This window comes from Fulvivirga sp. (assembly GCF_040220315.1).
In the GTDB taxonomy this organism is placed as follows: domain Bacteria; phylum Bacteroidota; class Bacteroidia; order Cytophagales; family Cyclobacteriaceae; genus Fulvivirga.
The window spans coordinates 1-14,472 of sequence record NZ_JAVJUY010000388.1 but is presented as its reverse complement, the minus strand read 5'-3'; the positions used below and the strand labels follow the sequence as shown (position 1 = coordinate 14,472).

Sequence of the window (14,472 nt, the reverse complement as noted above, 5' to 3'; positions counted from 1 at the left end):
CTGTTGTGCCAAGCTTTCAACCTCTGTGTTATAGACAAATATACATTACAGAGGTTGCATGGAAGGGGATTATTTTTTTAGTGTGGCAAGATTGTCTTTGGCCATCTTAAAATCAGGGGCTATTGTCAGAGCTTGCTGGTAATAATTTTCAGCCACTTTGTTATCTCCTTGCTTTTGAGCTATGAGGCCCTTTAGGTTTAATAAGGCCACTTTTGCAGGATATTCTTTTTGTTTACCCTCAGTGTCATTAAACACAGCATTCATTTCTTCAACCCCCTTTTTATTAAGTAAAATATCTGCGTTGGTTTTACTCTCAGCATATTTCTCCAAGTCATACTGAAGGAAAGCCATCTTATAAAGTGTTTGAAGGTCATCTGTTTTAAGATAAAGGGATTCGTAAGATTCAAGCGCTTTATCCATCACTCCGAGGTTTTCGTATGAAACAGCTGCAATTTCCAAGGCTCCAAGATTGTCAGGGTTTACTGCCATAATATCCTGCGCTGTAAGCGCTGCTGAAGCGTAATTCTGCGATTGAAAATATAATAAAGAAAGCGAATACAATATAGAATCATTTTGAGGATTTTCTACCAGAATATTGTAAAGAGCATGTTTAGCAATGGCAAAATCATTATATCGCATTCCGGCCTGATACGTTCTAATGTAGTGATTCGTAAGCACCTGACCTGCCGAAGCTTGTTTTGGAGTAGAAGGTGTATCTTGTGCATTTACACTTAATCCAAATAATACAAATGATAGAATAGCTAAATATTTCATTGGTTCAATTTTTAAAACGCCAAAACTAGTTATTTCCAGAGACTTTATCTAACCCCTTTATTTTGGCTAATTTATACATTAATTCTAATGCCTCTGTTCTATTATTTTGAATTTCGCCTTCTAAAATCGCCTCCTTTATCGCCTCCTTAATTTCACCTATCAATCTACCAGGAGTAATGTTAAAAGCGTTCATTATTTCTTCACCCGACACTGGTGGTTGGAAATTTCTCACCTGATCTTTTTCTTCTACCTCCTTCATCTTCTGTTCTACTTTTTTGAAGTTACCTAAGTACTTCTTCACCTTCACATCATTTTTGGATGTGATGTCTGCCCGGCATAATTTCATAAGGTCATCAACATCGTTCCCCGCTTCAAAAAGTAGTCTTCGTATAGCCGTATCCGTGATGTCATCTTTCACTAAAGCTATTGGGCGAAGATGTAAACGCACAAGTTTCTTAACATAGTGCATCTTGTCATTTAAGGGGAGCTTCAATCTTTTAAAGATACCGGGCACCATCCGTGCACCCTTATCTTCATGTCCGTGGAAAGTCCAGCCAACTTTGGAGTCGAAGCGCTTGGTTGGTGGTTTGGCAATATCATGCAGTATGGCAGCCCATCTTAGCCATAAATAATTTGATTTCTCACAGACATTATCAAGCACCTGAAGTGTATGATAGAAATTATCCTTATGCGATTTACCTTCTATAGTTTCAACTCCTTGTAAATCAACCATTTCGGGAAATATCTTTTTAAGCAAACCAGAATGAAATAACAACTTGAAGCCATACGATGGTTTATTGGCAAGAATTATTTTGTTTAATTCACCGGAAACCCTTTCCATGGAAACGATATCGATTCTATCTACATTCTTAATTATACCTTCATATGTGTCCGGCTCGATATCAAATTGAAGTTGGGTAGCAAAACGAATGGCACGCATCATTCTCAAAGGATCATCTGAAAAGGTAATTTCTGGCTTCAAAGGCGTGCGAATTACTTTCCTTTTCAGGTCCTTCTGTCCTCCAAATGGATCCAATAGCTCACCATAATTTGCCTTATTAAGGCTAATCGCCATCGCATTAATGGTAAAATCCCTTCTATTCTGATCGTCTTCAAGTGTACCATCTTCAACAATTGGCTTTCTTGAATTTCTATTGTATGATTCTTTTCGGGCACCAACAAACTCAAAATCAAAGCCTTTAGAATTTATATTGGCGGTTCCAAAATTTTTAAAAACAGATACCTGTTTTTCACCAATCTTATCAGCCACTTTCTGTGCTAGTTCAATTCCGCTGCCCACTGTTACAAAGTCGATATCTTTACTAGGCCTATTTAACAGGATATCCCGCACAAAACCACCCACCGCATAAACATCGATGCCTAGCTCTTCGCCAGCTTCAGATACAATTTTAAATATAGGGGTTTCGAGGTTTGACTTTAGATTCATTAGCCCTTCACACAATTTGGCGCAAAGGTAGCACTATTCATGCGGTATAAGAAGTCATTATTTATTAAAGGTAGGGCAAGGAATAAACTTATCGGGCTTCTTGGCTTTGCTACCTCCTATTGCTTCGAATCTATACAGTAAAGAAACTTCGTGCGCTCCACCCGAAATGCTGCCAAGTTCAGACACTGTAAAATCATAGCTGTAGCCAATTTCAAAATCGTTGAGTTGCATGCCTAAAATAATCACTACCGCATCCTGACTAATATTATCATTCACATTCTGCTGCAAAGGTATTCCGCGATACCATAATCCTATCATAATTGGTTCATATAAGAAATGCAACCCTATATCTAATTGGTCAAATTCACCTTGTGTTTTATATATGAATGAAGGGGCTATACTAGACACCCGGGCTCTTTTCATTAAGCCATGATAAAGTGGTATTCTAAAACCTGCATGTACCGAAGTTTTAATCGGCACTTCACTTTCTTCATCCAATAGAGAGCGATTTGGCTGATTGATGTGTGCTGTTGACATACCCGCCCAGAAATTCTTACTGTAAAGCAGAAAACCTGCCCCAAAATCAAAATAATTTGCATTACCTAATGAGTTGACACTTTGATCTGTAGTTGGTACCTGCCCATCAATATCAAAATCTAATTGGTCGCCAAACACGAGTTTATCAAAATCGATGCTCCTATTGGCATAACCGAAAGACAAGCCTGGCGTAAATATCCATTTATTAGCCAATTGCACTTTATAACTATAAACAAAATTAAAGTTCGTTGAAGTTAAGTTGGCTGAACCGGCTTGATCGACTGTCACTAAAGCGCCAATTCCACTTTTCAAATGATCCAAATTATAATCATAAGAAAACGCATACGTAACAAACCCATTATTTAAATTAGGCCATTGATTTCGATAATTTAAAATAAAACGATGCCCTATAGATGTACCTTAAAATGCGGGATTTAAATATAACGTAGCATCATAATATTGTGAAAATTGGGGATCCTGACCTTTCGATTGAAAGGCTAAAAAAGCTAATATGATTGCTAATACCTTTCTCATTACCTAATTAAATTAATATCCCCGGTTCTTGTAGATTTCTGCCCATTTTCGAAAACCAGGTTCAGTTTGTAGACATATACATCCTGAGGACAGAGCTTCCCATTGTAGTAACCATCCCATCCAATAGTTTTATCCACTGTTTTGAATAGTAATTCTCCCCATCTATTAAAAACCAACATCTCAAATTCAGCGACACCTCTTGTAATCGGTAGAAAAACATCGTTTACTCCTGATGTGCCGGTATCGCCACCATTAGGGCCATTTAAATTTGGGCTAAAAGCATTAGGCACAAGCAGTCTACCATTCATCTGTCCTTCAATTATTCCAACTTGAGTTAGTGTATCAGCACAGCCGAGTGAATTTGAAGCTATTAATGTAATATCATACGTTCCTTCTTCCTTATAGTAATGGATAGGTTCTGCTTCATTTGAAGTTGCACCATCTCCGAAATCCCAAAAGAAACTATCTGCGCCAAAACTCTGGTTATTGGTATATACAGGGTTATCTGGAACAAAGACAATCGTAGGCCTTGCGCTGAATAGTGCAATAGGTGTTTCAAACACTTCAATTATTTGTTGTTTAGCCTCGGTTGATAATTGGTTAAAAGCATTTGATGCTGTTAGTGATACGCTATATAATCCAGGTTCAAAATATGTATGCGTTGGGTTTATAGCATTAGATGTACTTCCATCTCCAAAATCCCATTCGTAAGAATCATTTAATGCAAACTGACTTAAATTTGTAAAAGTCACGGTTAAAGGAGCACATCCAAAAGCAGGATCATAGTCAAAATTTACAATAGGTGGTATCGGATTAATGGTAATCGATTTAACTTCTCTTACAGTACATTCACCAAAACTTGCTGTAAGGGAAACGGTATATGTTCCGCCTTGGGTATAGGTATATTCAGTTAGGCTAGGATCAGTGCTGGTGGTGCCATCACCGAAATCCCACAAATATTGCCATGGGCCGGCATTGGTAGTATTTGTTAAGAAAATTGTGGCATCGGGTAATGTTTGAACTAATGGTGTGACTTCAAAACCTACCGCAATATTTTGTTCTTCTTCAGTAGTTATTAACTGTGCTGTTATCGTACTGGAACAACCAGCAAAATTTGTAGTTACTAACTGAATTTCGACATCCAAAGGCATTCCTACTTTATTTATTGAGTATTCAATGTTATCCTGAGTGCCAGATGAAGCCAATACCACCGTACCTTCAACAATTATTTGCCATGCATATTCTGCTAGCCCTTTTTGTTCAGCTTCAGCATATACGCGCATAAAATCACATGTCACTTCAAGGGTATCTACATCAAAATTTGAGATTGGAACAGGATTAACTCTTATTGTTAGTGTACTGTCTCCTGTGCAACTACCACCAATGGAAGAATTCAGCGTAACAGAGAAGTCTTTGATTGCTTGAGTATCGTTCACAAACTGGTAATTAAATGCAGGTGTTGTGCCCGTACTTTGCTGATCTACCAGTCCATTGATATCCGAAATAGTCCAGGTGTAGTCATTGGGCATTTGGCTTTGAGTTTGTGCATCTACCTGAAAATCAACATTTAAAGGAGAGCAATTATCATTGAAAGGTGAATAGTTGATTGAATTGAAACCAGAAAGTGGTGAAGGAAATACTGTTATTTGTTGTATTCCACTCACGGTTTCGCAATTGTTTACGGTAACCGTTCTTAATCGAATATCAAAAACGACATTTGAATTAGTAGAGTTTGTAAAGCTCCGCGTGAACACTGAACTGAAGGATGCGTCTGAAGGGTCTTGTGTGGCATCAACCACAAACCCGCTACCATCATCAATCTCCCATATATACGCTGAAATTAAATCGGGTTGACTGTTTACAGAATTATTGGTAAAGTTTACTGTAAGCACACTGCAGCCTTCAGTTACATCTGGTGTGAAGTTGGCAGCTGGTAATGGATCTACATTCACCGTTTGTACCAACATATCAGAACAAGAATTTTGATCGGATGTGACTCTAAGTGCTACTTCATAACTTGCTGAAGCAGGATATAAATAATCAAAATTCACGAGGTTATCATAGGCCGCTTCCTTGTTGAAAGTAACACCGTCATAATCTAAGTCCCACTCCCAAGAAACGATAGACTCTCCGTTAATTGCATTGATTACAGAGTTATCAGTGAAGTTTGTAAGTTCTCCTTCACAAACTCGGGTAACAGTGAAATAAGGCTCAGGTGCCGGGTAAACATAAACAAACTCTTCATCAATACTTTCGCATGAAGTGGCATTATCCCTTATGGTTAAAACCGCTCTATAAACGCCTGAATTGACAAAGTTACGATCATACGGGCCTAACTGCACGGCTGAAAATGCTCCTGCCGGAGGGTCTTCAAATATTAGTATGTTATTTTCGTCATAGAACTCCCAGCGCCAGCGAGTATCTCCAGTAGCAGTACCTACAGAATTATCAACAAATCGCACGTCAAAATTCAGGCTATTCGTTGCATCCTGACAAAATTCAGGGTTAATAGGATTGTTTGTAAGGTCGGTGAGCTGAATATCTGCTACAAACGAAGGCGAAATATTTAATAATAGCTCGAAAGTTTCATCACAACTGCCCTGTGCTGTTGGGTCAGATGCTGTTAATCTAACCAATTTTTGTCCGGGAGTTGTATATGAAAAAGTGGGGTTAACGTTTGTACTGTTGGATAGTAAAGATGTTCCTGTAGCATCATCAAAGAACTCCCATGTAAAACCCAAACCGCCTAATCCAGGGGTCTCATTATCAAAATAGATTAGCTCATCAATACAGAATGTAGTGGTAATTGCCCCTGAGGCATCATTTCTTCGCGTTAAAAAATCAGGAGCTGGCGCATCAACAATCACCAAATAAGCGGTTGTAGCTATGGCATCAACATAATTGGGTGCCAATGGATTGCCGTTGTATGGGTTACAGAAATTCCAGTTGTAAAGTGTGATCTCGAAATCATGTCCAACAAGATTGGCCAAATCGGCAGGCGCATTCATTGGGAATGATACTGCCGCAGGCCCAAGGGCTGGTGTTGGCACCGTAACTATGGGCCCGAAATAGGCGGCCGTTACGCCACTTCTGGTTACAGGTGTTACAATATTACCTGTGGCATCCGTTAAGCCTTGAGTTCCACCATCTTCCAGAGAAAGATTTAAAATAGTTGTAGAAGGGTCATGGTTAGTTCCATAAACAAATTGTGTATGTCTTGTGAGCTGGTTAGGTCTATCCGGCTCAACTTGTATTCTGCAGTTAAACTCACTATTATCAGTAAATACAGCATTAATAATTGGGTTATTATAACACACTTCGTAGATATCTGGGCTGATTTCAACATCTCCATTCCCTTCTTCATCAGTACCCCAAAAAGGGCTTAACTGCAACTCCTCCGAAGTGGGACAAAGCACACCATTGATGTATAAAAATGCGGTTGGGCGAATCGCACAGTCGTTGTTAGTATTATAGGTAAAAAAAGGGGCTGATGCCGTAAATTCCGTGTTGCCGCCTGCGGCAGCCGGCACAACATCAGAAAATTGGTTTAACGGATCGTTCCACTCAAATCGGATGGTAATATCGGCTGGGTTCTGTGGGGCATTGAAATAGTAGGTTACTGTAAAATCAGTAACTGTTACTGGGGCACAATCCTGATCTGTATTGAATGAAACATCAATTTGTGACCTAAGCAGATTACATTGTGCATAGGTATCATAACCAGATACTATACAGAAAAATAAAAGAAAGAATACCGCCTGTTTAGACATTGCTTTATACCAATTGAGTTATAAAGCCAAATAGACATAAGTAAATACAGTAAAGTACGGTAATGAAACCTCTGAAAATCAGGCTATTGCGACATTAATCGCTATAATGCAGTTTTAAAAGATAAGTTGCTGATAGAGCAGTTTAAATTGCAGGAATTAATTCCAGAATCCTTCTTTACTATTGAATGTAGGACACGGAAGTTGTCTGTATTTCTTTCTCACCCCTCTTCTAAATGGTTTGGTGGCAAATTCATAAATGATTGAAACTTCATGCGCCCCACCTGCTGCTGAAGCAAGTTCAGAGATTGTAAAATCATAACTATAACCTACCTGAAAGGTATTAAAGAGCAATGAAAGAGAAAAAACTAATGCATCTTGCTGTACCTTACTATCTTCAACGCCTAAATATTGAAATGACCTTTGTAATGGAACACCTCTGTACCAAACTCCTATAGAAATAGGATCTATGTGATAATTAACTCCTAAATCTAATTGTGAAAAAGAACTCCCTTGTCTCCGGTATACAAAGCCTGGTGTCAGGTAAGAAACTTTGCTAATTGTTTTAGGTCCATTATAAAGCGGAATACGCATACCACCATGAATATTATACTTAATCGGCAAACGGCTCTCATTCCCTATTAAAGAAATATTTGGTTGGTTCATATGATAGGCTGAAATGCCAAGCCAGAGGTTACGATTATACATAATTAAACCTGAACCAATATCCAGATAGGTTGCATTGTCAATTCTTCCTATTCCAGGGTCATTGGAACCTGATTGATCTGAGGCTAGTTCATCACCCAATTGCAACTTACTTTGATCTAAGCCTTGCTGTCCATATCCAAAATAGATTCCTGGAGAGAAAACCCAATCCTCGCTAACTCTAATTTTATAACTATATAAAAGGCCGGCAGTAGTTGTTCTCCAGCCTCCAGTACCCATTTTATCTGTGGTAGCCATCAGACCAAAACCACTCTTTAACTCTCCGATGAACATTTCATATGAAATGGCATAAGTAGAAAAAACTTGTGGCAGGTTTGGCCATTGCAATCGATGATTGGCAATTAATCGTTGTTGCGGAGTAATTCCCGTAAACCCCGGGTTTAAGTATAGCGGAGCATTGTAAAATTGGGAAAACTGCGGATCCTGAGCTGATAACTTACCAGCAAGTAAGATTCCGAATGCAAGAATTAGTATCTTTTTCATTTCAAATCAAGCCTCAAGTTATCTAATCAAAGTCACATCTCCAACACGTGTTGTCCGCTGACCGTTAGATAATATCAGGTCAAGCTTATACACATATACTCCTGCAGGTAGCAAGTTACCTTTGCTATCGTAACCATCCCAACCTACTCGTTGATTATCACTAAAGAATATTAAGTTACCCCAACGATCATAAATCCACATTTTGAATTCCTGAACTCCTACGGTAATAGGAAGGAAAATATCGTTTGCTAAATCACCTGAGCCTGGTACATTCGGATCAAACTCTGCACCACCAGATGGTCCATTTAAGTTTGGAGTAAATGCATTAGGTGTTTTTGTGAAACCGCCTTCTTCCACAGTTACTTGCTGAATTAACGTATCATAACAAACAATGGAAGTACCATTCACATCTGTACCGTGATCTAATGATGCAATCAATGAAACATCATAGATACCTTCTTCCTCATAGAAATGCTCAGGGCTTCTTTCTATAGATGTGTTGAAATCACCGAAATCCCAAACAAAAGTGTCTGCATTTTGCGACCTATTGGTCGGCCTAAATCCATCGTCAGGAATAAATACAACCTCCTGTGTTATTGTAAATTGAGCAGTAGGCACAACATTAACTGTTGCTACAACGGCATCAAAATCAAATTCATCATAGCCATTTTGTGCTTCCAATTCAATATTATAAGTACCCGGCTGTGTGAAGGTATAGGTAGTGTTAGGTGTTGTGATTCTTTGCCCATCAATAGTCCAAACGATGCTATTCTCTTCAATGTTTCTTGAAAGCAATGGTGTAGTACCATTGAACACGTAGCTGTATATATCTACTGTTAAAGGCGCACAGCCCTGTATCTGCCTAAGATTAGCAGGTAAATCTTCAGGTGTATTAATGCCTGATACAGTTTCACAGCCTTCTCCAATACATGCAATAACTTCTGGACTAGCAGGGATTACTCTGATAAAGAAGTTATCGACATCATTACATACATCTCCAATAGTAGGCGAGAATGCTTTTAGCTCTGCTGAATACCCAACACTACCTAATGGTGATGGTTCTGTAAAAATGTGTGTAAACGTTGGGCCAACATCTTCAAAAACAAGATCTCCAATTTGAAGCTCATACGTATTTGCAGGGTCATAATTATTAAATCTGAATACAACCTGAGCTGTACCTGAATTAAAATCCATGAGCACATCCGGTGGAGTTTTAGTAAATCCAAAGGCATTATTAGCATCGTCACCTCGAACTTCTAAATCAGCAACGGCTTCTTCAAAAATAATATCAACAGATTCGTTGGAAATAGCAACACAACCATTCGCATCTTCTACCTGAACTAGCTCGTAAGAAACAGTCTCAGAAGTTATTAATGAGAACTGAGCAGGTAAGAAAGGTTCAACAATCGTAGTAGATGCACCACTTGCATCCGTTTCAATATAAGTCAACTCAAAAGGTGCCGAACCTGTAAATTGGAATTGTACGGCTTCCACATTTCCTACACATCTGAAACGTGTGCCAGTTCCATCATCTGGATGAGGCACAATTGCAGCACTTACAGGAGGACTAAGTGTTAGAGTTACAAAGCCTGGCACAAAACCTTCACAAGGGTCATTACCTGTTGGTAAGGTCTTATCATAGTACGATTCTATTGTGTATCTAATAATGGCTGGGGTTGTTCCAGTATTTGTAAGTAAATGGTCAATCATATTGCCATTTGTTCCAGTACCTGAAGTTACCCCACCTCCAAAAGTTACCGAACCTGACAACACGTTAGCACTCCACTCAAATCTTGTACCTGCTACGTTTCCATCTAGCGGTATATCTGCCTGATCTCCATCACATCGTACTATCTCTGCATCGGCAATAACTACATCAGGCACTGGATTCACAGTTACAAAAACTGAAACTGGATTACCTATACAATTTGCATCAAACAACGATTGCGGTGTTACAATGTATTCCAAAGTTTGTGGTGATGTTGAATTATTTATTAAACTCAGGAACATTGTATTACCAAGCGCATCAAACTCACCTTCTACATTTGGATTATCCACGACTGTCCATGAGGCAATAGCTGTACCTGCATCAAGATCTAGCGTAAGATTATTCTGGAAAGATTCACCACTACACAATTCAATATTTGTAAATGCCGGAGTAACAACACCTCTTGGCCTTACAGTGACAATCATCTCAACGGAATTAGCTGCGCCATTACAATCCACCACAGCATCTGAACCAACAATTCTTGGTGTTAGTCGATAAGTCACTGTTTGAGGAGAAGTAACTCCCACCCCATCGGCAATGGTTAGCACATCTGTAATCTCACCATTCGCAGGAATAACAACCGAACCATCATCCAGACTCATTCCAGATATGTTAGGATCAGAGGCAACAACTTCAGTTAATACAAATTCTACATTACCATTGGATGGAACCGTTGGTGTTGTTATAAAATTATCTAAATCACCTATTGATTCGTCTTCGCATATCGAAACAAACAATTGATTAAATGTACCTCTTGGGCTAGGCTCTACGAAAACACTTACCACCGTAGGTGTGCCGGCAGCACATCCTAGACCATTTTTAGCACTTGCGGTTTTAGGGGTAATTGTATACTGAACTTCGCCAACTGTATTACCCAAATTCAACAACTGATCCTGAATTATAAATCCATTGTTTAAATTTTGTCTTAAGAAAGGTGCACCTGTAACAGCTCCTATTGGAATAGCCTGAACATCAAATGTTACCACACCTGAAGTAGGAACCGTTGTAGAATTAAGACTTATTGATGTAATATCATTACTACAAATATTTTCGTCAGCAGGAACGGACATTGAAGGCTCTGGTTCAACAGTTAAAATAATTGACTCTTCCGGACCTTCACATGGTGGTACTGCCCCACTAATAGGTATCACTCTGTATTCCACAGTTAATGGATTATCAGTGGTATTTATGTACTGATCATTGAATATTTCATTAGTATCGTTTGTAGTGGTATTATCTGCCGTTTGAAACACTACGGTAAGCAGAGGATCAGGTGTAACACTAACAATTCGATAGTTAGCTGCAAAAGCACTTGACCCACTTGTACCTAATACAATACTTGAATTCTCTCCACTACACACTGTTTCATCCAGATTCGCTAAATCTGGTGAAGGGTTAATAGTAAATGTTACAGTTTGATCATCCCCTTCGCAACCTGCAGCACTTACTGGAGTAATTGTATATGTCACCTGCAATGGAACGCTTGTGGTGTTAATAAACGTATCGTTTTGTATAGCATTTGAAGGTTGGCCATCGCCAATATTGGCATTACCAGCACTTGCAGTTAACCCTGCAGGTACAGAAATACCATTAATATTATAAGAAGCGGCAGCTACTGAACCTGCATCTTCTGATAAAATAACGCCAGATGGAAGCCCTGAACAAACTGGTGTTGGGCTCAATGCAGGATCTAGAACAGGCTCCGGTAGTATTTCCACCTGAATTGTTAGTAAATCTCCCTGGCAACCCGAAGCACTGATTGGTATCAGTTCGTAATCAACAGTTAATGGTCCATTGGTCAGGTTCTCATACCTATCAAAACGAATATATGTTGCACTAACACCATTTTGTGGGAACACAACATTGCCAGCCCTAGGTGTTAAACCGACAGGAATAGTTACATTCATTAAATTGTAATTGGCAGCATTCACTGAGATTCCATTTGTAGCCAAGGTCACATTGATGTTTTCATCACTGCAAACGGAATTATCCAATGCCGGATCAATGACTGGTTCAGGGTTAATCTGGAATCGAACATCAAACTCTTCTCCTTCACATAAATCACCACTCACCGTTTCTCTTGGAGTGATTGAATAAGTTATGAACACAGGAGAAGAAGTCGTATTTAAATAAGATGTATTGATTGGCGCAGCATCATATACTACCCTGTCAGCATCTGCCGGAACATTAGCAGGATCACTGGAAGTTACAGTGTAGATAAATTCAGAAGCCAATCCATTAAAGGTATCTATATTGTCCACCTGAATATCGTAAACTACTGGTCCATCACTGCATACAATATTATTGAGATCATCTCCACCGCGAGGAACCGGAGTGATTTCAAAATCGACATTAAAAGGTGTTCCTAAACAACCACCTGTATCACTAATTGGCGTAATTGTATAGGTTACCGTTACAGGCACAGTTGATGTGTTTGTGTAAGTATCAGTTATTGGAAGATCAGACGCTGCTGTTCTGTCCAATGCAGCTGGTGTAGGTATTATACCCTCATTGCTTGAGGAGACCACATAAGTAAATCTTCCAGGAATGCTATTCCCAAGTGCATCAATGTTATCTGCTTGAATATCATAATTCAATTGAACACCTGAACAAGTCGCAGGTTCAACATCATCGGCTCCCTCTGGGCCAGGAATAATATTAAACCTTACCAGGAATGGGTTTCCTTCGCAGTTAGTAGCATCATTAGCAATTGGAGTTACCGTGTAGGTAATAAGAACTGGTGCACCAGAAGTATTGGTGTAGGACGTATTAATACCTACAGTACTCGCACTTCCAATTGGCCTGTCTGGATCAGGAGCGACATCTCCAGGACTTGAAGAAGATACTGTATAATAGAACCTACTTGTAATACCATTTGTAATTTGTCCTTGAAGATTAAAATTGATTGCACCACCGCCACAAACGTCTAATGTAGCATTTGACCCAAGAGGTTCAGACTGAATGGTAAATGTTACAGTAAAAGGATCGCCTGTACAGTTAGTTCCTTGACTTATTGGGACAATAGTGTAGGTAATATCTACTGGTGCTCCTGTATTGTTAGTATACGTATCAGTTATAGGTAATGCGCTTTTAACTGTTCTATTTGGTGCAGGTGGTACTGATCCACTTGATGAAACAACTGTGTATATAAAATCACTTGTGACAGAATTACCATTTATAGCATCATCTATATTTTGGGTTTGGATGTCGTAATTCAAGGCTACGTCACTGCATTCTTCATCTATATCGTCAAATCCTTTAGGTTTAGAGTTAAAAGTAAATGTTACGTCAAAATCATCTCCCTGACAGCCATCAATTAAATTAAATGGAGTAATTGTGTACGTAATATTGGCTGGTGATCCTGAATCATTCACATAACCATCAGATATAGGATCGACAGATGGTACAATTCTATCAGCTCCTGCCGCTACATCTGGATTATCACTAGCCACTGTATACGTAAATTGACTTAGGACTCCATTATTGGTATTGATATTTTGCGTTTGAATATTATAAGCAAGTGTCGCATCACTGCAAAGTGGAGCCGGATTAACATCAGAACCCACAGGTTCTGGATCGATAGTAATCACTACATCAACCGGAGGTAATGTTTCACATAAGTTACCACCATTTACCCTAGGAGTTATACTATAAGTCGCTGTTATACTATTGCTGGTCGTATTTGTTAAAATATCAGTAATCGTAAGGGCATTAGATTCTGGTACATTCGTACCAACACTTCCTTGTACTGAACCGTCAGACATTACAGGCAAACCCCATGAATAGTCAGTATTAATAGGTAAGCCAGCTGGTATTAAATTTACGTGATAATCTACATTATCTCTGCTACAAATAGTTTTAACCTGACCTGGTGCAATAACTGGTCTGGGCTCAACTGAAACCACAACGTCAACTGGTGTACCATCACCGCATCCAGCAAGTTCTGGAGTAAATGTAAATGTCACATTGATAGTTGAAGTGGTATTGTTGTTTAAGTTCACATTCACATTGCCCGGATACGCCTGGCCTGTTAAACCATTCACGGCTTCTTCACCTGTGATATCTGCCAAGTTCCCTGTCGAACTCGTTACATCTACTGCATAGGTCAACGCGCCATCTGCTACTGCCGTATTAGCAATATCAATATCGATATTATTTCCTTCACATACAGATACAGCAGTATTTAAAGTTGGGTTTAAAGAAGGTGTTGGCTCTACACGTACCACCACATCTACTGTCGGTCCATCCGCACAGCCGGCTAATTCTGGGGTGAACGTAAACGTCACATCTATGAATGATGAGGTGTTGTTGGTCAGGTTCACATTCACATTGCCCGGATACGTCTGGCCTGTTAAGCCATTCACGGCTTCTTCACCTGTGATATCGGCCAAGTTCCCTGTCGAACTCGTCACATCTACTGCATAGGTCAACGCACC

General features: G+C 39.3%; 5 protein-coding genes and 1 pseudogene. All 6 read right to left on the bottom strand.

What is annotated here, in order from left to right:
• Positions 1-69: 69 nt before the first annotated feature.
• Positions 70-774, bottom strand: a complete 705-nt coding sequence (locus RLO81_RS20130) for a tetratricopeptide repeat protein (RefSeq protein WP_350116184.1) — start codon at positions 772-774, stop codon at positions 70-72.
• Between the two features lie 25 nt (positions 775-799).
• On the bottom strand, positions 800-2,221 hold the full coding sequence (locus tag RLO81_RS20125) for a CCA tRNA nucleotidyltransferase (protein ID WP_350116181.1): 1,422 nt from the start codon (positions 2,219-2,221) through the stop codon (positions 800-802).
• A gap of 57 nt (positions 2,222-2,278) precedes the next feature.
• Positions 2,279-3,292 (bottom strand): annotated as a pseudogene (locus tag RLO81_RS20120) (PorP/SprF family type IX secretion system membrane protein).
• Entirely contained in the window at positions 3,292-7,062 is a 3,771-nt protein-coding gene (locus RLO81_RS20115; RefSeq protein ID WP_350116178.1) for a PKD domain-containing protein, read from the bottom strand. The pseudogene RLO81_RS20120 and the gene RLO81_RS20115 overlap by 1 nt, the downstream one beginning before the upstream one ends.
• Before the next feature lie 156 nt (positions 7,063-7,218).
• On the bottom strand, positions 7,219-8,268 hold the full coding sequence (locus RLO81_RS20110) for a PorP/SprF family type IX secretion system membrane protein (RefSeq protein ID WP_350116176.1): 1,050 nt from the start codon (positions 8,266-8,268) through the stop codon (positions 7,219-7,221).
• An 18-nt stretch (positions 8,269-8,286) separates the two neighbouring features.
• Positions 8,287-14,448: a PKD-like domain-containing protein gene (locus RLO81_RS20105; RefSeq protein WP_350116173.1), complete on the bottom strand. Its 6,162-nt coding sequence runs from the start codon at positions 14,446-14,448 to the stop codon at positions 8,287-8,289.
• Positions 14,449-14,472: the final 24 nt, after the last annotated feature.